The organism is Arthrobacter rhamnosi (assembly GCF_054510975.1).
Map to the genome: position 1 here is coordinate 264598 of NZ_JBTNDN010000004.1, position 21324 is coordinate 285921.

The 21324-nt window shown below is 69.9% G+C and carries 19 protein-coding genes; 2 read left to right on the plus strand and 17 right to left on the minus strand.

Annotation, left to right across the window (positions count from 1 at the left end):
* Nucleotides 1-125: 125 nt before the first annotated feature.
* From ACX80J_RS11715 to ACX80J_RS11795, 17 genes are all read right to left on the minus strand, one after another.
* Complete coding sequence (locus tag ACX80J_RS11715; protein WP_459345107.1) at nt 126-1565, minus strand: NAD(P)/FAD-dependent oxidoreductase; 1440 nt, start codon at nt 1563-1565, stop codon at nt 126-128.
* A gap of 63 nt (nt 1566-1628) precedes the next feature.
* The gene (locus tag ACX80J_RS11720; protein WP_459347877.1) at nt 1629-3020 is read right to left on the minus strand and encodes a S8 family serine peptidase; all 1392 of its coding nucleotides are present in this window, start codon (nt 3018-3020) and stop codon (nt 1629-1631) included.
* Nucleotides 3021-3024: 4 nt separating this feature from the next.
* Nucleotides 3025-3969: a Ppx/GppA phosphatase family protein gene (locus ACX80J_RS11725; RefSeq protein ID WP_459347878.1), complete on the minus strand. Its 945-nt coding sequence runs from the start codon at nt 3967-3969 to the stop codon at nt 3025-3027.
* Entirely contained in the window at nt 3969-4721 is a 753-nt protein-coding gene (locus tag ACX80J_RS11730; protein WP_459347925.1) for a DUF501 domain-containing protein, read from the minus strand. Before ACX80J_RS11730 ends, ACX80J_RS11725 begins: the two co-directional genes overlap by 1 nt.
* Before the next feature lie 139 nt (nt 4722-4860).
* Nucleotides 4861-5727 (minus strand): FtsB family cell division protein, encoded by an 867-nt coding sequence (locus ACX80J_RS11735; protein ID WP_459347879.1) that lies wholly within the window; start codon nt 5725-5727, stop codon nt 4861-4863.
* A 97-nt stretch (nt 5728-5824) separates the two neighbouring features.
* On the minus strand, nt 5825-7105 hold the full coding sequence (gene eno / locus ACX80J_RS11740) for a phosphopyruvate hydratase (RefSeq protein WP_459345103.1): 1281 nt from the start codon (nt 7103-7105) through the stop codon (nt 5825-5827).
* A 115-nt stretch (nt 7106-7220) separates the two neighbouring features.
* Nucleotides 7221-8033, minus strand: coding sequence for a MazG nucleotide pyrophosphohydrolase domain-containing protein (locus ACX80J_RS11745; RefSeq protein WP_459347880.1), 813 nt, complete (start codon nt 8031-8033; stop codon nt 7221-7223).
* Entirely contained in the window at nt 8033-9187 is a 1155-nt protein-coding gene (locus ACX80J_RS11750) for an adenosine deaminase (RefSeq protein WP_459347881.1), read from the minus strand. The genes ACX80J_RS11745 and ACX80J_RS11750 overlap by 1 nt, the downstream gene beginning before the upstream one ends.
* Nucleotides 9188-9211: 24 nt before the next feature.
* Nucleotides 9212-9895 carry a DedA family protein gene (locus ACX80J_RS11755; RefSeq protein ID WP_459347882.1) on the minus strand — a complete coding sequence of 228 codons (684 nt, stop codon included), beginning with the start codon at nt 9893-9895 and terminating at the stop codon, nt 9212-9214.
* 253 nt (nt 9896-10148) lie between these two features.
* A complete protein-coding gene (locus ACX80J_RS11760) occupies nt 10149-11435 on the minus strand; it encodes a thymidine phosphorylase (RefSeq protein WP_459347883.1) in 1287 nt (428 codons plus the stop codon).
* A gap of 81 nt (nt 11436-11516) precedes the next feature.
* Nucleotides 11517-11912, minus strand: a complete 396-nt coding sequence (locus ACX80J_RS11765) for a cytidine deaminase (RefSeq protein WP_459345098.1) — start codon at nt 11910-11912, stop codon at nt 11517-11519.
* A gap of 7 nt (nt 11913-11919) precedes the next feature.
* Complete coding sequence (locus ACX80J_RS11770) at nt 11920-13203, minus strand: ABC transporter permease (protein ID WP_459345097.1); 1284 nt, start codon at nt 13201-13203, stop codon at nt 11920-11922.
* On the minus strand, nt 13200-14588 hold the full coding sequence (locus ACX80J_RS11775; RefSeq protein ID WP_459347884.1) for an ABC transporter permease: 1389 nt from the start codon (nt 14586-14588) through the stop codon (nt 13200-13202). Before ACX80J_RS11775 ends, ACX80J_RS11770 begins: the two co-directional genes overlap by 4 nt.
* Nucleotides 14585-16129, minus strand: coding sequence for an ABC transporter ATP-binding protein (locus ACX80J_RS11780; protein ID WP_459347885.1), 1545 nt, complete (start codon nt 16127-16129; stop codon nt 14585-14587). Before ACX80J_RS11780 ends, ACX80J_RS11775 begins: the two co-directional genes overlap by 4 nt.
* Before the next feature lie 150 nt (nt 16130-16279).
* The gene (locus ACX80J_RS11785) at nt 16280-17392 is read right to left on the minus strand and encodes a BMP family lipoprotein (RefSeq protein WP_459347886.1); all 1113 of its coding nucleotides are present in this window, start codon (nt 17390-17392) and stop codon (nt 16280-16282) included.
* Between the two features lie 254 nt (nt 17393-17646).
* Complete coding sequence (locus ACX80J_RS11790) at nt 17647-18852, minus strand: amidohydrolase (protein ID WP_459345093.1); 1206 nt, start codon at nt 18850-18852, stop codon at nt 17647-17649.
* A gap of 75 nt (nt 18853-18927) precedes the next feature.
* Nucleotides 18928-20067 (minus strand): mannose-1-phosphate guanylyltransferase, encoded by a 1140-nt coding sequence (locus ACX80J_RS11795; RefSeq protein WP_459345092.1) that lies wholly within the window; start codon nt 20065-20067, stop codon nt 18928-18930.
* Nucleotides 20068-20449: 382 nt separating this feature from the next.
* On the opposite strand from ACX80J_RS11795, the gene sdhC reads away from it, so the two are divergent.
* On the plus strand, nt 20450-20833 hold the full coding sequence (gene sdhC, locus ACX80J_RS11800; RefSeq protein WP_087074914.1) for a succinate dehydrogenase, cytochrome b556 subunit: 384 nt from the start codon (nt 20450-20452) through the stop codon (nt 20831-20833).
* A gap of 4 nt (nt 20834-20837) precedes the next feature.
* On the plus strand, nt 20838-21305 hold the full coding sequence (locus ACX80J_RS11805) for a succinate dehydrogenase hydrophobic membrane anchor subunit (protein WP_459345091.1): 468 nt from the start codon (nt 20838-20840) through the stop codon (nt 21303-21305).
* The last annotated feature ends 19 nt before the right edge of the window (nt 21306-21324 follow it).

The following is a 21324-nucleotide window of genomic DNA, read 5'->3' on the forward strand; positions in this document are numbered from 1 at the left end:
CGCGGACGCACCGGACCCGTTCACAGGGGACAGACGAAGAACGACGGCGACCCCGGGAAGGAGGTCGCCGTCGTTCGTCGGCTCGAGCCGTGTTCGTCCGGTGTCAGCCGGGTGTCAGCCGGGTGTCAGGCCGTCGTTTTCGCTGCTGCTGCCTGCCCTGCCGGCGTGGGCGGCTGGCTCGGCAGCGCGGTGTCCTTCTTCGGCGGCGGGGTCGCCGCTTCGCGGAACTGGCGCTGTGGGTTCTGCAGGTCCGAGAGCGGAGCAAGGTCGCGGCCGAAGAGGAAGCTCATGCTCCAGTTGACGATCACGCGGGCCTTGCGCTCGTACATCGGCATCGCGAAGCCGTGGTAGCCACGGTGGGCGAGCCAGGCCGGGAAGCCCTTCATGCCGAAGCCCATGATGTTAGCGACACCCTTGAACTGGCCGAAGCCTGCCACGGCGCCGAGGTTGGTGTGGCGGTATTCCTTCACCTCACCCACGCCGTAGCCGGCGGCGAGGATGTTGGCTGCGAGGAGCTTCGCCTGGCGCACGGCGTGCTGGGCGTTGGGGACGCAGAAGCCTCCGACTCCCCCACCGGTCAGGTCGGGGACGGCGGCGACGTCGCCCGCGGTCCAGGCGTTCTGGAGGGGTCCGTCATCGCCCGTGATCCTGAGCTCGGCGTTGGCGCGCAGGCGGCCGCGCTCGTCGACCGGGAAGTCCGTCGAACGGACCACGGGGTTGGCCTGGACGCCTGCGGTCCAGATCAGGGTGTCGGTCTCGAACTCGTCGGCCGGCGTCTTGTCCGGCATGTTGATGAGTTTCAGCGTGCCGTCCACGGCGCTGGACAGCGACGTGTTGAGCAGGACCTCGATCTGGCGCGAACGGAGGTGTCCGACGACCCACTCGGCCTGCTGCGCCGTGACCTCGGGCATGATGCGTCCCATGGCCTCGACGAGGACGAAGCGCAGGTCGGAGCGGCTGAGGCGGGGGTTCGCCTTGACGGAGTCGCGGGCAGCGTCCTCCATCTCGGTGATGGTCTCGATACCGGCGAACCCGCCGCCGACGACGACGAAGGTCAGGGCGCGGTCGCGCTCGGGACCCTCGGGCATGACGGAGGCCGTCTCGATGCGCTCGAGCATCTTGTTGCGCAGGGCCACCGCTTCCTCGATGGTCTTCAGGCCGATGCCCTGGTCCTTGAGGCCCTCGATGGGGAAGGTGCGCGTGATGGAACCGGCGGCGACGACGACGTCGCTGTAGCCGAGCTCGAAGGACTCGCCACCGCCCGTGGGCTCGATGGTGGCGGTCCGGCCGGCGTGGTTGATCGACGTGACCTTGCCGGAGATCAGCTCGGTCTTCCGCAGGTGCTTGCGGTGGGACACGATCGCGTGGCGCGCCTCGATGCTCCCGGCGGCGACCTCGGGGAGGAAAGGCTGGTAGGTCATGTAGGGCAGGGGATCCACCAGCGTGACGATGCCGCCGTGGTCCTTGACCTTTTTCTGCAGCCTGTGCGCGACGTACAGGCCTACGTAACCGCCGCCGACGACAAGGATGCGCGGGCGGTCAGAGAAGTGTGGGTTCGATGCCATTCCTCGATGCTACCGGAGTTTGTGAAAATCTTCACTAGCTCCGCGGAGGAGCCGGAGGACCGGTCACCACCGGTTGTTCCCGCCTCCCGCGACGTGCTCGATCCGTCCCGGGTTCTCCTCGGAGGGCACCGGTGTGCGCCTCCTGAGGCGGGTCACGTGCAGGGCCCCGCCGAGGAGCACTGCGAGCATCAGCCCACCGAATCCGAGCACCACGAGCGCGGGCACGGGGTGCACGGAGGTGAGCGGATCCTCTGCCTGCGGCGCCGGCGGAACCGGGATCACCTCGGCCGGCGGATGGCTCGGCAGGGCCGGCGCGGAGACCGGAGGCTGCCCGCCGCGCCGGTAGAGCTGGATCCACTGGGCCATGCTGCCCAGCCGGTTCTCCTTGGGTACCGCGAGGTCGGCATTGACGGCCGCGGCGACGTCGAGCACGCCGTAGCCGTAGAGGGTGTCGAAACCGGGCTGTCCGGCGTCACGTGCCGTGTCCACGATGCGGTTGACGACCTGCGCGGCCGACAGCTCGGGATAGCGGGCGCGGATCAGGGCTGCGACGCCCGAGACCAGCGGTGCCGCACCGGACGTGCCCGACCAGTTCGCGTAGAAGCCGCCGGGCAGTCCGCCCACGAGGTTCTCGGACGGGGCGGCGACCGCGATGCTGATGCCCTCGGAGGATGCTTCGGCGCTCGCGAGGCCCGAACGGTCGAGCCCTGCGACGGCGAGGACGCCGGGTATCGTGGCGGGCGCCCCGACCTGGGTCAGGCCTCCGGCCCGGTTGCCGGCCGCGGCGACGATGACGACGTCGTGCTGCTCCGCGTAGAGGAAGGCGTCGTCCCAGCTCTCGGGCCAGGCGGTGCTCGTGCTGCCCAGCGACATGTTGATGACGTCCGCGCCGTTGTCGACGGCCCAGCGGACCGCCCAGGGGACCTGCTCGTCGACCGACACGCCGGCCGGATTGGGACCGCTGCTCTGACCCTCGATCCAGAGGGAGACGGCAAGCAGATTCGCCTTCGGTGCGACGCCGACGATGCCGTCCGGACCGTCCCCGTACTGGCTGAAGGGCTCCGGGGGCGACGAAGGAGCCCTACCGGAGGGCCTCGGCGCGGCCGGATCGGTGTGGCCTCGCCCGGCTAGGAGGGTGCTGACCAGGGTTCCATGGGCCGGCACCTCCCCGATGCCGCGCTGCCCGCCGGGATCGCCCGCACCCGAGGCATCCGTGCCGCCGATCACGGCTCCTGCGAGGTCGGGGTGGGTCGCGTCGATCCCGCTGTCGATCACCGCCACCGTGACACCCTCGCCCTGCGTGCTCTGCCAGGCTTCCTCGATGCCGTAGTCCTCGAGCCAGTACTCCTTGCCACGGATGTCGTCCGCGGCGGCTGGGGTGGCCGGCACGAGGAGGGCGAGGCATACGACGACGGCAGCCCCCGCACGGACGGCGAGGCGCGCTCGGGAGAGCATCAGCTCACCGTTCCCGCTCCGCAACACTCAGGGCTATCCCGTCGAGGATGTCGTGCTCGCTCGTGATCGCCGTCGAGACGCGGCCGTCCGTGACCGCAGCGACGCGCTCGAGAATCGATTTCCAGATCAGCGCACCCGCCCCGATGACGTCGACGCGACCGGGATGCATGTAGGGCAGGGCGGCCCGTGCGGCCCGCGGCAGGTGCAGGAGATCCGACGCCGCCGCCGAGAGGACGGGAATGGGCAGCTCGGCGCCGTGGATGCGGTCGGCCTGGTAGCGCGGGAGTCCGAGGGCGTGGGCGGTGACGGTGGTGATGCTTCCCGCGACCCCGACGATCTTCGTGATCCGGTCCAGGGGCACCTCGGCCGCGGCCTCATCGATCATCCGGCCGACCTCGGCCTCCATCGCCTCGATCTGCCCGGCGCTGGGTGGATCCTCCGTGAGGAAGCGCTCGGTGTAGCGCACGCAGCCCATGTCCGTGCTCCGTGCGGCGATGAGGCCGTCCGCGGTGCCTGCGACGAACTCCGTGCTGCCGCCGCCGAGGTCGATGACCAGGACGGTCTCGTCGCGGTCCGTCTCCAGCACGCTCACGGCGCCGTCGAAGGACAGTCGCGCCTCCTCGTCGCCGGAGACGACCTCGGGCTCCACACCCAGCCGGGCGCGGATCCCGTCGACGAAGTCCTGGCGGTTCTCGGCATCGCGCGACGCCGAGGTCGCCACGAACCGCACGGACGGGTTGCCGTGCTTCTCGATGAGTGCTGCGTACTCTTCCGTGGCGGCGAACGTCCGGGCGAGCGCAGCCTCCGACAGGCGTCCGGTCGCGTCCACTCCCTCGCCGAGCCGCACCACGCGCATGAGCCGTTCGACGTCGGTCAGGACGCCGTCCTCGGCGTCGGCGATCAGGAGCCGGATGGAATTGGTACCGCAGTCGATGGCAGCTGTGCGCATTACTTCTCCTCGTCGGAAGGCGTGGATTCGGCGGTGGATTCGGCGGTGGATTCGGCGGTGGATGAGGCGGTGGATGAAGCGGTGGAGTCGGACGCGTCGGGCTCCGGCGAGGTTACCTGCGCCCCGCCGGTTCCGGCATCCCGGCGTCGCGCCGCCCGCTTGGCCTCGAGCTCCTCGGGGCTCAAACCCTGGGTCCTGGTGTGCCTGCTCAGGTCGGCGTGCGGCGCCTGGCCCGTCGTGTCCCAGGCGCCCTCGCAGTAGCAGCGCCCGGGCGTCCACCACTGCGCGATGCGGCCGATGGCCTCGTCGCCCAGCGGGTTCACGCCCGGCCCCGCCGCGAGGGCGTGCCCGACCAGGACGTGCAGGCACTTCACGCGGGTCGGCATGCCTCCCGCCGAGACGCCGGCGATCTCCGGCACGGCCCCCGTGCCGGCGCGTTCGCCCACCGCGTCCCGCGCGGCGAGGTAGGCCTCGTGGGCGGCGCGGTACGCCTCGGCGAGTGCCGCATCGGTGCTCAGGCGATCGCTCATCTCGGTCATGACGCCCTCGGCCTCGAGCCGCGACACCGCGGCGGTGATCACCGGGTGGCTGAGGTAGTAGGTCGTGGGGAACGGGATGCCGTTCGAGAGGCGCGGTGCGGTGATGGCGACGAGCGGGTTTCCGCAGACGCACCGGGCGCCGATCTCGACGACGTCCCGGACGGGCCGGCCGAGCTGGCGGCTGAGGACGTCGAGGTCGCGTACGGTCGGGATCCGCGGGCCCTGGCCGTCCTGGCCGAGTTCATCGTGCTCGTCGTGCTGGTCGTGCTGGGTCACGCTGTTCCTTCCTGGGACGCCGCTGCGGGCGTCGGGTTCGCGGCGGGCGGCCGCACTCGCGGCAGCGCCCCGCCGCTCAATCTGTCGCTGCGCGGGCGACCGAGCTCCAGAGCGAGTCGACCCAGGGCAGGTTGGCGGGTTCGGTGGCCGATCCCTCGCCGGTGCTCTCCTCGATCCCGTCGCCACCCTTGACGAGGTAGCGGGTCTCCCCCGGCATCACGAGGAAGATGCGCTCGCGCGCCTGCTGCCGGACGAACGCCGGATCATCCCAGCGGGCGAGCTCCGACTGGTAGTCCGCCTGCTCCTGCTGCTGCCGGGCGATATCCGCGCGCAGGGCATCGAGTTCCGCCTGCTGCTGCAGGTAGCGGCTCACCGACGGCGCCAGCAGCACGATCACGGCGATGAGCACGACGGCGAGGGCGAGCAGGCGGCCCGAGAAGGACTTCGCCGGGATGGGCGTGGCCTCCTCGGCCGGCTCGATCGCCGACTCGGCACGCCGGGACCCGAGCCGTCCTCGGCGGATGCTTCCCGCGAGCTGCGACCGCTCGGCGGCACGCGCCTCCGAGGGGGATGCCGGCGTGGACCGTCCGGCCGCCGGACGCGCGGTCCGCGGCGTCGTTCCGGCCGCCCCTGACGCTGCGCGGGGGTCCCTCGTCCCGGAAGAACCCAGGGAGCGCGGGTCCTTCGTCGCGGAAGGGCCGGCCGCACGGGGTGGGGACGGCTTGCGCTGGCCGGACCCGGCAGGGCGGGGCTGCACGGGGCGGGAAGGGGCGGGGACGTGGCCCGCTCCGCGGGTGCCCGCGGCGGAACCGGTGTCGGTGGGGGAACTGCCGGCCCGGGAGCCGGCAGGGGTCTGGCCCTTGGTCGCTCCGGGGGCCGGCCGGTCCTCCGCCGCAGGCGAAGGACGGCCGGCTCGCGGCACGTTAGGGCGGCGGGCAGTCATGAAGCTCCTCGTCAATGCTGTCGCGTCTGGTCGCGTCGGATTTCTTCCGAAACCCGTCTAACGAGGGTAACCGCCCGCCCGATCAACTGCTGACGTACTACGCCGTGAAACGCGGGAAGGCGCTGCGGCCGGCGTAGCGTGCGGCGTCGTCGAGCTCCTCCTCGATGCGCAGCAGCTGGTTGTACTTGGCGACGCGCTCGCTGCGGGCAGGAGCACCGGTCTTGATCTGGCCGGCGTTCGTGGCCACGCAGATGTCGGCGATGGTGGTGTCCTCGGTCTCGCCGGAGCGGTGCGAGGTGATCGTCGTGTACCCGGCACGCTGCGCCATCGAGATGGCGTCGAGCGTCTCGGTCAGGGTGCCGATCTGGTTGACCTTCACCAGCAGCGAGTTCGCCGTCTGGCTGGAGATGCCCCTGGCCAGGCGCGTGGGGTTCGTGACGAAGAGGTCGTCGCCGACGAGCTGGACCTTGGTCCCGATCGCGTCCGTGAGGTGCTTCCAGCCCTCCCAGTCGTCCTCGTCGAGGGGGTCCTCGATGGAGACCAGCGGGTAGTCGCGGACGAGCTCCTCGAAGTAGGCACTCATCTCCTGGGTGCTGAGCGTGCGTCCCTCGAAGTGGTACGAGCCGTCCTTGTAGAACTCGGACGCGGCGACGTCGAGGGCGAACGCGATGTCCGTGCCGGGCGTGTAGCCGGCGCGCTCCACGGCGGTGGTGATCAGGTCGAGTGCGTCGCGGTTGGAGGGCAGGTTCGGGGCGAAGCCGCCCTCGTCGCCCAGGCCGGTGGCCAGGCCCTTCTCCTTCAGGACGGACTTGAGCTCGTGGTAGACCTCGACGCCCCAGCGGAGGCCCTCGGAGTAGGACTGCGCGCCGAGCGGCACGATCATGAATTCCTGGATGTCGACGTCGGAGTCCGCGTGCGAACCACCGTTGAGGATGTTCATGAGCGGCACCGGCAGGACGTGGGCGTTCGGGCCGCCGAGGTAGCGGTAGAGCGGCAGCGCGGCGGATTCGGCGGCGGCGCGGGCGATCGCGAGGGAGACGCCGAGCATCGCGTTGGCGCCCAGGTTCGACTTGTTCTCGGTGCCGTCCAGGTCGATCATCGCCTGGTCGATGGCACGCTGGTCCGCGGCGTCGAAGCCGAGGAGGGCCGGCTGGATTTGCTCGATGACGGCTTCGACGGCCTGGAGGACGCCCTTGCCGAGGTACCGGTCCTTCTCACCGTCGCGGCGCTCGTTGGCCTCGAACGCCCCGGTGGAGGCACCGGAGGGGACGGCCGCGCGGCCGAAGGTGTCGTCGTCGAGCAGGACCTCGACCTCGACCGTGGGATTGCCGCGGGAATCGAGGATTTCCCTCGCGTGGATGGCATCGATGATGGCCATGGATTTGCTCCTCTTCGTTGGAGTGTAGGGGTTCACATCTTGTTGGGACGTCTTTGTCAGAGCAACGGAGGTGTTGCTCCCAGCCTAGTTCACGCGCGTCCGGACGTGCGCTGGATCACCCGGTTGTGACGTCGGCGTCCGGATCCCGCCGCCCTCGGTCACCGGCGACGTCCTGCTGGTAGTCCAGCACCGCACGGCGGAGGGCACGCTCGGGGTCCACCCCGGACGCCAGCGCACACCGGGTCAGCTCCAGCAGTTCCCTGCCGAACCGCGCCTCGGCGTCCGGATCCCCCTCGGTACCGCCCGCGGCCGCGGAGTCGGGGGCCCGGGGGGCGTCGGCGCCGTCGACGGCGTCCATCGCGGGCTGGGTGACCGCGGCCGGGCCAGGGCCCTCCCCCGCGCGCTTGAGGGTCCTGGCGGCCAGGGCGAGCGCGGGCAGGTGGTGCGGTATCCCCTCGAAGGGCGAGGTGCGCCCGGGCCGCTCCTGCGCCTTCACCGCATGCCAGGTGGCGACGATCTCCTCCACGGAGGCGGGGAAGCTCCCGCGGAGGGCGCCGTCGGGCGAGAAGACGTGCGGATTCCGGCGGACCAGCTTGGCGGTCAGCCCGTCCGCCACCTCGGCGAGTCCGAAGGACCCGCGCTCCGTCTGCAGCTGCGCGTGGAGCACCACCTGGAACAGCACGTCCCCGAGCTCGCCCCGCAGCGCGTGGACGAGGCCGGCGCCGGGGTGGTCGGTCCTCGCGACGTCGTCGACGGCCTCGTAGAGCTCGTAGGTCTCCTCGACGAGGTATTCGAGCAGGGTCGCGTGGTCCAGCGCGGCGGTCCAGGGACAGTGCCGGCGGAGGAGGCGGACGACCTCGACGAGGCGCTCGACCGCCGCACCCGGAGGCCTGCCGGGTGCGGAGGGCCGCGGGTCGGGAGCGTCCACTAGGACGCCTGGCGGGCGACCCTGTCGAAGGTGGACGTGATGTGCTCGGCCAGGGCCTCGCGGTCCTCGAGCGGCAGGAAGGCGGCATCGACCGCATTGAGGGTGAGCTCGAGCAGGTCGCCCAGGTCGTAGCCGAACGTGTCGACGAGCAGCTCGAACTCGTCCGTCAGAGTCACACCGCTCATGAGCCGGTTGTCGGTGTTGACGGTGACCTTGAACCCCAGCTGGTACAGCAGGTCGAAGGGGTGGGCATCGATGGTGTTCCCGAAGGACTCGATCGCCCCGGTCTGGAGGTTCGACGACGGGCACAGCTCGAGCGGGATGCCGCGGTCACGGACCCACGAGGCGATGCGGCCGAGGTTCGCGATGCCGACCTCCTCGCCCTCGGGAAATTCCTCGTCGGCGGACTCCTCGATCTCGATGTCCTCGGCGATGCGGACCCCGTGGCCGAGGCGCAGGGCCCGTCCGGCGACGAGCGCGTCCTTGATACTGTCCAGACCGGCGGCCTCGCCGGCGTGGATCGTCACGGGGAACTGCTCGGAGGCGAGGTAGGTGAACGCCTCCGTGAAGCGTGAGGGCGGGAAGCCGTTCTCCGCTCCGGCGATGTCGAACCCGACCGCGCCCCGGTCACGGTGGCGGACGGCGAGCTCGGCGATCTCCTGGCCGCGATCGGCATGGCGCATGGCGGTGATGAGCTGGCCCACCTGGACCACGCGGCCGGCGGCGATGGCCGCGGCGGCGCCCGCGTCGAGCCCCTCCTGCACGGCCTCGACGGCTTCGTCGAGCGTCAGGCCCTTCTGCGTGTGCTGCTCGGGGGCCCACCGGACCTCCCCGTACACGACGCCGTCGAGCGCGAGGTCCTCGACGAATTCCCGGGCGACCCGGATCAGGCCCTCGCGCGTCTGCATGACGGCGATGGTGTGGTCGAAGGTCTCGAGGTACCGCTCGAGCGAGCCGGAGTCCGCGGACTCGCGGAACCACGCCCCGAGCGACTCGGGGTCGGACGCCGGCAGCTCGTGCCCGATCGCGGCCGCGAGGTCGATGATGGTGGCCGGTCGCAGGCCGCCGTCGAGGTGGTCGTGGAGGGAGACCTTCGGCAGGGTCTGGATGTCGATGGCAGCGTCTGACACGAGGTCGTTCGGGATCTGGGTCACGCTGCCAAGCCTACGCGATACGCCTCAGGACGGGTTCGTCCCGTGGGCCGGTTGGAGCTCGTCCCGGGGCTGCAGGGCAGGAGCCTCCAGCGGGGTGGAGCCCCGGACGAAGGCGGTTCCGCGGTCCACGAGAACACCGATGACGACCGCGATCCCGACGGCCACCGCGACGCCGAGCAGGTGGTTGTGCTGGAACCAGGTACCGGCGATCGCGCCGATACCCACCGAGTAGCCGGCCCACACCGTTCCGGAGAGCGCCGTCAGGGCGACGAAGCGGCGCCGGGGGTAGCCCGTGGCCCCGGCGGTGAGGTTGACGGCCACGCGGCCGATCGGGATGAAGCGGCCAACGAGGATGAGCGACGCCGCCCGTTTCGCGAGCTCGCTCCCGGCCCAGCCGAAGGACCGCTGCATCCGGGGACGCCGCATCCACCGGAAGCGCGTGGTGCCGATACCCCTGCCGATGCCGTACGCGATGTTGTCGCCGAGGAAGGCGCCGAGTGCCGCGACCAGGATCAGCAGCCAGGGGTTCAGCACACCCTGGGTGAGGACGAGGGACGCGAGGCCGACGACGACGGACTCGCTGGGGAACGGCGGGAAGAAGCCGTCGACCACGCAGCACACGAGGACGAGGAGGTAGACCCAGGGCTGCCCGGCGGCAGCGAGCACGAGGCCGCTGATGCCGTCGAGTGCACTGGTGATCGCGTCCATCCTGAGGCTCCTCCGCCGTCGCTCCATGCGGGCGATGCCACCGGGGTGACGAAGCAGGCATGGCGCCGGACGCCGGATGCCGCCGTTCGGATCGAACCGCGATGCTCTGCCGTGCGTCTGCCTCCAACGCTACGGGCCGGCCGCACGGGAGTCGTCGCCCCTGCGGGCGATCTGCGCGGCGGCTGGCATCACCCCCGGGGATGAGGCCGGCCGCGGATCCCCTAGGGGTGGACCCTGAAAGGGCCGGTGGCGCCTAGGCGATGCGGTCGATGATGAGCTGCTGCGCCGGGCGTGAGCCCTCGGGAGCGATGAGGACGGCGTCGGCCAGGGCCTCCCGCGCGCGCTCGAACCGGTCCGGGGTATCGGTCAGCAGCGTCATCAGCGGCTCGCCCGCCCGCACCAGGGCACCGGGCTTCGCATGCATCCGCACACCGGCTCCCGCCTGCACCTGGTCCTCCTTGCGGGCGCGGCCCGCGCCGAGACGCCAGGCGGCGACACCGACCGAGAGGGCGTCGAGTCCCACGAGCACGCCGTCGGCCGGTGCGAGGAGGACCTCCGACTCCCGGGCGACGGGCAGCGTGGCGCGGGGATCGCCGCCCTGCGCCTCGATCATCCGGTTCCACACGTCCATGGCGCGGCCGTCCTTCAGGGCGGCGGCAGGGTCGGCGTCGTGCATGCCCGCACAGGCGAGCATCTCCTCCGCGAGGCGGACGGTGAGCTCGACGACGTCGGCCGGCCCTCCGCCCGCGAGGACCTCCACGGATTCCTCGACCTCGATCGCATTGCCCGCCGTGAGGCCGAGCGGGGTACTCATGTCGGTGAGCAGGGCCACGGTGTTCACCCCGGCGTCCTTGCCGAGCGCGACCATGGTCTCCGCGAGCTCGCGCGCCTGGTCGACGTCCTTCATGAAGGCGCCGCTGCCCACCTTCACGTCCAGGACGAGCGACCCGGTTCCCTCGGCGATCTTCTTGCTCATGATCGAGGACGCGATGAGCGGGATGGCCTCCACCGTGCCGGTGACGTCGCGCAGCGCGTAGAGCTTCTTGTCGGCGGGAGCGAGTCCCGTGCCGGCGGCGCAGATGACGGCGCCGACCTCGGCGAGCTGGCGCAGCATGTCCTCGTTGCTGAGGTGCGCCTGCCAGCCGGGGATGGATTCCAGCTTGTCCAGGGTTCCCCCGGTGTGCCCGAGGCCGCGCCCGGAGAGCTGCGGCACGGCGACACCGAACACGGCGACGAGCGGGGCCAGCGGCAGGGTGATCTTGTCCCCCACGCCGCCGGTGGAATGCTTGTCGCTGGTCGGCCGCCCGAGGGACGAGAAGTTCATGCGCTCGCCGGAGGCGATCATCGCGGCCGTCCAGCGGGAGATCTCCGCGCGGTCCATGCCGTTGAGCAGGATCGCCATGTTGAGGGCGGCCATCTGCTCGTCGGCGATGACGCCGCGCGTGTAGGCGTCGATGGTCCAGTCAATCTGCTCGGGCGAGAGGGTTCCCCTGTCGCGCTTGGTCCGGATGATGTCGACGGCGTCGAAGGCTTCGGTCATGGAGGATCCTCGGGTTGTTCGGATGGGCCGGGTCCTCGGAGGAGCCGGCAGGGAGGGCGCGGCGGGATGGGCCGCGCCGGGTCAGGCGAGGTGCTGCGGACCGAAGGCGTCCGGCAGGACCTCGTCCATGGTGCGGATGCCGCTGACGGTCAGGAGCACCATGTCCGGTGCCCGGAACTCGTACAGCAGCTGGCGGCACCGGCCGCACGGCATGAGGGTGTTGCCCTCACCGTCGACGCAGGCGAAGGCACGGATGCGCCCGCCTCCGCTCATCGCCAGGGCGCTGACGAGGGCGCACTCGGCGCACAGCGTCAGGCCGTAGGAGGCGTTCTCGACGTTGCAGCCGGAGATGATCCGGCCGTCGTCGATCAGTGCCGCCACCCCGACGGGGAACTTCGAATAGGGCACGTAGGCCCGGGTCATGGCCTCCCTCGCCGTGGCGGTGAGGTCGTCCCAGGGGATGTCGTTCTCGCTCATGGTGGTCCTAACCCTTGATGTACGGGATGCCGCTGGCGCCCGGTGCCCTCGACCGGCCTACGAGGCCGGCGACCGCGAAGACCGTGACCACGTAGGGCAGCATGCGCAGGAACTGGTCCGGCACCGGCGTGCCGAGGAGGCTCAGCACGTTCGAGAGGTTCGTCGCGAAGCCGAACAGCAGTGCCGCGAAGAACGCCCCGATGGGATTCCAGCGGCCGAAGATGAGTGCCGCCAGTGCGATGTAGCCCTGGCCCGCCGTCATGTCCCGGCCGAAGCCGGAGACGGCCACGAGCGTGAAGAAGGACCCTCCGACGCCTGCCACGACTCCGGCGAGGAGCACGTTCAGGAAGCGCATCCGGTTGACGTTCACGCCGAGGGTGTCGGCGGCCTTCGGGTGCTCGCCGACCGCGCGGGTCCGCAGGCCCCAGCGTGAGTGGTACAGGGCCACGTAGATGACGGCGACCGCGATGTACATGAGGTAGCCCACGATGGTCTGCTGGAAGAGGATCGGGCCGATCACGGGGATGTCCGCGAGGAGCGGGATCTCGATCACGGGCAGGCGCGGCGGCGAGTTCCAGCGCTCGGAGTCCTCGCTGAGGACGGCGGAGAACAGGAAGCCCGTGAGGCCCGAGACCAGCACGTTGAGCACGACGCCGACGATCACCTGGTTCACGACGTAGCGGATGCTGAAGACCGCGAGGACGAGCGACACCAGGACGCCCGCGACGGCGGCGGCGAGCAGGCCGACGAAGGCGCTGCCGGACAGCGACGCCGCGACGGCCGCCGCGAAGGCGCCGAAGAGCAGCTGGCCCTCGATGGCGATGTTGACGACGCCGGACCGCTCGCAGAGGACGCCCGAGAGCGAGCCGAAGATCAGTGGCACCGCCAGCGTGACGGAGCCCGCGAGCAGCCCATAGAGGGCGACGTTCGGAGTGCGGGCGCTGCCCACCACCCAGGTCAGGAACGCGATGAGGAACAGGACCGCGAAGACGGCCGGCACCCAGGCGGGAACCTTCCGCCGGGCGCGGGTACGCAGGATCGCGAGGACGGCGAGGGCGATCATGGCGATCGCCGCGAGCCACCCGATCAGCGGTGCGGACACCACGATCGACGGCAGGACGATCGGATCGTTCTCCTCGGACAGCCGGAAGGTGACGTCGTTGCCCGGCGCCCCGAGCGCGAACACGAGGAGCGCGAAGAGGGCGACGACGGAGAGGATGATCGGGTTCTTCCAGCTCCGCACGGTGGCGTCGCCGGTGCCGCGGGCGGGCGCGGTGGTTGCTGTGCTCATGCTGCTGCTCCGGTCGAGGCTGGCGTGCGGGTCGTGGTGCCGCCCTTGCCGGCGCGCGGGGCTCCGGGCGCCGGGAGGCGGAACAGCGCGCGGACGAGCGGCGGCGCTGCGATGAAGAGGACGATGAGCGACTGGACCACGAGGACGATGTCGATGCTCGTACCCGTGGAGGCCTGCATCGCGACGCCCCCGGCGCGGAACGCGCCGAAGAGGATGCCTGCCGCGAACGTGCCCCAGGGCGAGGAACGCCCGAGGAGCGCGACCGTGATGGCGTCGAAGCCGAAGCTCGCGGCCACGCCCGAGGTGAGGACCTTCTCGGTGCCGGACACCTGGGCGACCCCGGCGAGTCCGGCGAGCGCACCGGCGATGGCCATGGCGAGGATGTAGCCCTTGCTGACGTTCACGCCCGCGGTGCGGGCCGCACTGGCGTTGGCGCCGACGGCCCGGAGTTCGAAGCCCACCGTCGAGCGGTTGAGCAGCCACCACACGAGGACGGTGGCGAGGACGGCGACGACGAAGCCCCAGTGCAGGCGGAAGCCGGACCCCAGCAGCGGCGGGTACAGGGCCGACGCGTCGAGCTGGGGGCTGATCGGGTTCGTGGACCCCGGGCGCTGAAACGCCGGGGTGCTCAGGAAGTACAGGACCAGGTTCGTCGCGATGTAGTTGAACATGATCGTGAGGATGACCTCGTGGGCGCCGGTGCGGGCCTTGAGGAGTCCTACGAGTCCGGCCCACACGGCGCCGCCCACCATGCCCGCGAGGATCACGAGCAGCAGGTGGATGCCGGCCGGGAGATGCAGCGTGAAGCCGACCCAGCCGGCGAAGGTGGCGCCGATCAGGATCTGGCCCTGCGCGCCGATGTTGAACAGCCCTGCCCGGAAGGCCAGCGCCACGCCGAGGCCCGCGCAGATGAGCGGGGTCGCGACGGTCAGGGTCTGCGTCAGCGGGTAGATCATCTGGGAGAAGGACTCCCCGCGGACGTTGAAGACGGAGCCCTGGAAGAGCGCGATGTACGCACCCGACGCCGCTGTCCAGGCCGCGCCGAGTGTGTCCTGGGGGCGGCCGAAGAAGTACGACGACGCCCGTGTGACGTTCGGGTCGGTCAGGGCGATGAGCAGTCCGCCGAGGATCAGGGACAGCACCACGGACAGGAAGGCGACGAGCGCGTTCCCCGTCATGACGCGCTGCAGGAGCGTCGATTCCGGCGCGGGGCCGGCGCCGGCGGGGGTCGGCACGGCGGGCGGCGGGAGCTCCCCTCCGGCCGTCTCCACCGCGTTCTCGAGGCGTACCTCGTCCTGGCGCGCAGTGTCCTTCGCCTGCCGACGGGTCAGCGGAGCTCCGCCGTCGGGGGCCGGGGGTACCGGCCGGTCGTCCTGCGGGGTCACAGGGTTCCTCCTTGAACGTCGTGGGTCTGCGCGAGCGCTTCGTCGGCGGGCATGCCGGCCATCATGAGGCCGAGGACATCGCGCGACACCGTGCCGGGCACGATGCCCATGATGCGCCCGCGGTAGAGCACTGCGATGCGGTCGGCCAGTTCCAGGACCTCGTCGAGTTCCGTGGAGACGATGATGACCGGCGTCCCGCCGTCGCGCTCGGCGACGATGCGCCGGTGCAGGAATTCGATGGATCCGACGTCGACGCCGCGCGTGGGCTGCGATGCGATGAACAGCTTGAGCGGTCGCGAGAACTCGCGGGCCATGACGACCTTCTGCTGGTTGCCGCCCGAGAGCGTGCCGGCGGCGGCGGCGGCCGACTGCGTGCGCACGTCGTACTCGGCGATCTTCTCGTCGGCGTTCTTCCCGATGGCCGCCGGGGACATCGACAGGCCCCGGGCGAAGGGGGCGTCGTCGTAGCGGTTCAGGATGAGGTTCTCGGCCACGGAGAAGGTACCGACGAGGCCCTCCACGCTGCGGTCCTCGGGGACGAACCCGACACCGGCGCGGATGACGTCCTTGACCTTGCGGCCGACGAGCTCGTTCCCGTCCAGGGTGATCGACCCGGTCACGTGGTCCTGGAGTCCCATGATGGCTTCGGTGAGTTCGGTCTGGCCGTTGCCCTGCACGCCGGCGATGGCGAGGATCTCGCCCTGTGCGACGTCGAAACTCAGGCCGTCCACCACGCGCTGGCCGTTGTCCGCCTGCACGGTGAGGTCGCGGACCCGGAAGGTGACCTCACCGTGCGTCGCCGGCTTCTTGTCGAGCGTCAGGCTGACGGAGCGCCCCACCATGAGGGACGCGAGTTCGGTGGTGGAGGCGCCGGGATCGGCGGTCCCCACGACCTTGCCGCGGCGGATCACGGTGATGACGTCGGACACGGCCTTGACCTCGCGGAGCTTGTGCGAGATGAAGACGATGGACTTGCCGTCCGCCGTGAGCTGCGCCATGATCCCGAGCAGTTCGTCGGTCTCCTTGGGCGTCAGGACGGCCGTCGGCTCGTCGAGGATCAGCACCTCGGCGTCGCGCACGAGGGCCTTGATGATCTCGACGCGCTGCTGCACACCGACCGGGAGGTCCTCGACCACGGCGTCGGGGTCGACGTCGAACCCGTACTGGTCCGAGATGCGGCGGATGCGGGTGCGGGTCTCCTGCAGGTTCAGCATGCCGCCGCCCCTGACGGCTTCATTGCCGAGGGCGACGTTCTCCGCGACGGTGAAGACCGGCACGAGCATGAAGTGCTGGTGCACCATGCCGATCCCGGCGGCCATCGCGTCCCCGGGGCCCCGGAAGGTCACGGGCTTGTCGTTGACGCGGATCTCACCCTCGGTGGGGTCGTACAGTCCGTACAGCACGTTCATGAGGGTGGACTTGCCCGCCCCGTTCTCGCCGAGCAGGCTGTGGACCTGTCCCGGTTCCACGACGAGGTCGATGGAGTCATTGGCAACGAGCGATCCGAAGCGCTTCGTGATGCCGATCAGTTCGAGTTTCACAACCCAGCCTGTTCTGTTCTGTTGTCTCCGGTGGAAGTCACCGGCAAGGATACCGGCTGCGGCTTCGGGGCACGCAGGCGGGACGAACGCGAACCGCCTTCCTCCCGCGGGGATCCGCGGGAGGAAGGCGGTTCGGTGGTGCTGTCGTGCCTACTTCGGGCTGGCCGCGGATTCGACCGTGATCTCACCGGAGATGATCTGGTCCTTCAGCTCGTCGAGCTTCGTCTGCAGGTCGGCGGGGACGTTGGCTTCCTGGTCGTGGAACGGAGCCAGGGCGACACCGCCGTTCTCCAGGGTGCCGACGTACGGGGTGCTGTCGAAGGTGCCCTCGACGTCGGTGCTGATGACGTCCTCGACGGCACCGCCCATGAGCTTCATGACGGAGGTGAGGATGAACTCCTCGGCCTTGCCGGCGGTCTCGTAGCCGTCGGAGTCGACCCAGACGGCCTTGACGTCCTTGCCGGCGGCGTTGGCCTCGATGACGGCGTCGAGCGTTCCGGACCCGACCGGACCGGCCACCGGCATGATGATGTCGGCGCCCTCGTTGATGAAGTTCTGGGTGTTGGTCTTGCCAGCGGCCGCGTCCTCGAAGTTGCCGACGAAGGTGCCGTTCTGGCTCTCCTTGTCCCAGCCGAGGAGCTGCACGTCGCCGCCGGTCTCCTCGTTGAAGTAGTCGACACCCTCGGCGAAGCCGTCCATGAAGATGGTGACCGTCGGGATGTTGATGCCGCCGTAGGTGGCCACCTTGCCGGTCTCGCTCGTCGCTGCGGCTGCGTACCCCGCGAGGAAGGCTGCCTGCGCCGTGTCGTAGATGATCGGCTTGACGTTGGGCAGGTCGATCGAGTTGTCGTCGATGATCGCGAAGTTGGACTCCGGGTTCGCCTCCGCGGCGGCCTTCGTGGTGTCGGCGAGCAGGAAGCCGACGGTGACCGTCAGGTTGCAGCCGCCCTTGACCATCGTGTCGACGTTCGGGCCGAAGTCGGTCTCGGCCTGCGACTCGGCCTGGTTGATCTTGATGCCGAGGTCCGCCTCGGCCTTCTTCAGTCCCTCGTAGCTGGACTGGTTGAACGAGCGGTCGTCGAATCCGCCGGAGTCGGAGACGATGCAGCCCAGGTAGTCGCTGTTCGCCTCGGCGCTCGCGCCACCGCCGGCCGAGTCCTCGGCCGGCGGCGCACCGCAACCGGAGAGGACGAGAGCCGATACGCCGAGAACGGCGGCGGACAGGCCTGTTCCGCGCGAAAATTTGCGCAGTGAGTTCTTCAAAATGCCTCCAGGAGAGAAATGCGCCACGGGGACGAATGCCAGTGAGTGTCCAACACGGGTCAGATGGACCCGAGGCTCTGTTTTCACCGGAAGACCGTGGCGCCGCGACACCGTCGGTGCAGCACGTATGCGAACATCCTAGAGGCTGGGTGACGGGGAGCACTACACGGAGATCCGGCCCGGCCCGATCGTTCGGATTTCGTTATCCTCCGCCCCCTCCCCGGGCGCCGTCCACCGGTGGCGGACGGGCCGGCTCAGGAGTGGCGCCCGAGCACGGCCTGCAGTGCGGCGGCTGCCATCACGCGGATCCCGCTCTCGATGGCGCGCTCGTCCGGCGCGTAGTCACCGCGGTGGAGGTCGTACGTCTCCCCGCCGGGCGTGCGTGTCCCGAGCCGCATCATGGCGCCGGGCACCTCCTGCGTCATCCAGGCGAAGTCCTCGCCGCCCATCGACTGCGGGGTCAGGACCACGGCCTCCGACCCGAGTTCCGCGCGTGCGGCGGCCTCGAGGAGTCCCGTCTCGGCCTCCTGGTTCACGACCGGCGGTACCCCGCGGATGTGCTCCAGCTTCACGTCGACACCGAAGGGGGCCGCGACCTCGCGCACGGCGCGGTCGAGCATCTCGCCCGCCGACTCCCAGGCCTCACCGTCCAGGCAGCGGAGCGTCCCCGACATGAAGCCGTGGGCGGGAATGGCGTTGGGCGCGGAGCCGGAATGGATCTGCCCCCACACCACGGACACCGCGCTGCGGACGTCGATACGGCGTGAGAGGACGGCCGGGACGTTCACGGCGATGGAGGCGAGCGCGAACACGAGGTCCTCGGTCAGGTGCGGGCGCGAGGTGTGGCCGCCGCGTCCGCTGAGCTCGACCCGGATGGTGTCGGATGCGGAGGTGATGGCTCCGATGCGCGTGCCGACGAGCCCGACGTCGATCCTCGGGTCGCAGTGCAGCGCCAGGATCCTCGGGATGCCGGTGAGGACCCCCTGGGCGATGACGTCGATGGCGCCGCCCGGCATCATCTCCTCGGCGGGCTGGAAGATGATCCGCACGGTCCCGGGAAGCGGCAGGTCGGCGTCCAGGTCCGCGAGCACGAGCGCGACGCCGAGCATGACGGTCGTGTGGATGTCGTGTCCGCACGCGTGGGTGATGCCCGTCGACTCCGACGCGTAGGGAAGCCCTGTCTCCTCGATGATGGGCAGGGCGTCGATGTCGGCGCGCAGGCCGATCCGGAGGGGCCCCTGGCCGATGTCCACGAACGCACCGGTACCCTCGAGGCGCTTGGGGGCGAGGCCTGCACGCTCGAGCCGGTCGACGATCAGATCCGTGGTGCGGTGTTCCTTGTAGGACAGTTCTGGGAGCCGGTGGATCTCGCGCCGGATCCCGATCAGCTCACCGAGCAGCGGCGCGAGGGCTGCCCCGATACGGGAGACCGGCGGACTCTGGTTGCTGGACGTTTGCACTCCCTCAGGGTACCGACCGCGGGCCCGTCGCCCTTCCACCGCTACGCCGACACGTCGTTGTGCTACGGACGCGCGCTAGAGGACGTCGGTGTCGCCGCTGGCGCGCAGACGTTCCACGGCCTTCTTCACTTCCTGGGCGTGCTCCTTGGTGGTGACGAGCAGTGCGTCCGGGGTGTCGACGATGACGACGTCGTCGATGCCGATCAGTGCGATGACCCGCTTGGTGTCGGAGACGACGATGCCGGAGGCGTTCTCGGAGAACACGCGGGCGCCCTCCCCCATCACCCTGAGCTCGCTGTTCTCCTCCGCCGGGTTCAGGCGGCCGATGGCGGCGAAGTCCCCGACGTCGTCCCAGTTGAAGTCGCCGGGGATCATCGCGACGTCGCCGGACGCGGCAGCGGGCTCAGCGACGGCGTAGTCGATGGCGATCTTGGGCAGGGTGGGCCAGACACGGCGGGCTACCTCGACGCGGCGCGGGGTGTCCCAGGCCTCGGCGATCTCCATGAGCCCGCTGTAGAGCTCGGGCTCGTTGATGGACAGGTGCTTCAGCATCAGGTCGACCGGGGCCACGAACATCCCGGCGTTCCATGAGTAGTTGCCGCCCTGGAGGTAGCTGTCGGCGACCTCCTGCGAGGGCTTCTCCACGAACTCGACGACGGCGTGGGCGCTGGGAGCCCCCTCGACCGCGAGGGACTCACCCGCCCGGATGTACCCGAATCCCGTCGAGGCATGGGTCGGCTTGATCCCGATGGTCACGATGTAGCCCTGCGCAGCCGTGTGGATGGCCTCACGGACCACCTCCTGGAACACCTCGACCGGCGCGATCACATGGTCGGCGGCGAAGGATCCCATGATGATGCTCGGGTCCCGCTGGTGCAGGATCGCGGCGGCGAGTCCGATCGCAGCCCCGGAATCCTTCGGCTCGGCCTCGAGCACGAGGTTCAGGTCCTCGATCTCGGGAAGCTGCGCGAGGACGGCGCGCCGGTGCACGATGCCGGTGACGACCATGATGCGGCCGTCGCACAGCGGACGGAGGCGTTCGTAGGTCGCGCGGATCAGGGTGCTGCCCGAACCGGTGAGGTCGTGCAGGAACTTCGGCGCCGCCGCACGGGAGAGCGGCCAGAGGCGCGTGCCGGTGCCTCCCGCGGGGATGACGGCATGGAAGCGGTCCAGCACACTGTCAGGGGTCCGGGCAGCCGCCCTCTCTGTACTCATCGCACCACGGTAACCGACGACCGGAGGGAGACGGCATACCCTGCAGCCCCGGATTCGTCCAGACCCGCGTCCTGCCCCCCGCACTCCCCTGCCGCCGCAGGTGGTGCGACTCCCGGATTCTCCCTTACCGACGGCCTGTGGAGACCCGGAATCACCTACATCGGCGGGTGTCAGGACGAGTAGCCGCGGGCATCGACGCGGGTATCGACAGGAGGAATCGACACTGCGGACGACGGGTGTCGGAGGTCACATGTGAGGGGCCCCTAAATTGAACCGGAACTGTCACCGGCCTAGATTATTCTTATCGGAAGAGTGCTGTCGCACCGGCGTAATCCCTGCGTATAACGCGCTAACGCCCATGCGATGCAGGGAGGTAATTTCAATGCCGAAGACACTGACACCAGCAGGCACCCTCTACCGTGGCCGGGAAGGCCAATGGTCCTGGGTGGCCCACCGCATCACCGGGGTAGTGATTTTCTTCTTCCTCCTCGTGCACGTCCTGGACACATCCCTCGTCCGCGTTTCGCCCGAAGCCTACGACGCCGTCATCGCGTCGTACAAGAACCCGCTCATGGGTCTCGGGGAACTCGGTCTCGTCGCCGCCATCATGTTCCACGCCTTCAACGGGATCCGCCTGATCCTTGTGGACTTCTGGAAGGACGGCCCCAAGTACCACCGCCAGATGCTCTGGGGCGTCGTGGGCCTCTGGGCGGTCGTCATGATCGCCTTCTCGATCCGCCATCTCTCGCACGTCTTCGGAGGTTAACACCATGGCTACCCCAACCATCGACAGCCCCCGTTCCGGTCGCGTCACCCCGGGCTACTCGCGCACGCCGGGATCGCGCGGCAACTTCGAGATGGTCGCCTGGCTGTTCATGCGCCTCTCCGGCGCCATCCTCCTCGTGATGATCACCGTCCACCTGTACGTGAACCTCGTCGCCGGGGACGGCATCACCGGTGTGGACTTCGGCTTCGTCGCCGGCAAGTGGGCCAACCCGATCTGGCAGGTCTGGGACCTGGTGCTCCTGTGGCTGTCCATGCTCCACGGCACCAACGGCGTCCGCGTGATCATCAACGACTACGCCGACAAGAACAGCACGCGAATGTGGCTCAAGGGAGTCCTCTACGCGGCGACCGTCGTCATCGTGGTCCTCGGCACCCTCGTGATCTTCACCTTCGATCCGTGCCCCGTCATCGACGGAGTCGCGCACGTGGCGGACTACTGCCCCGCATCGTAAGCCCTGCCGGACCTCGGCA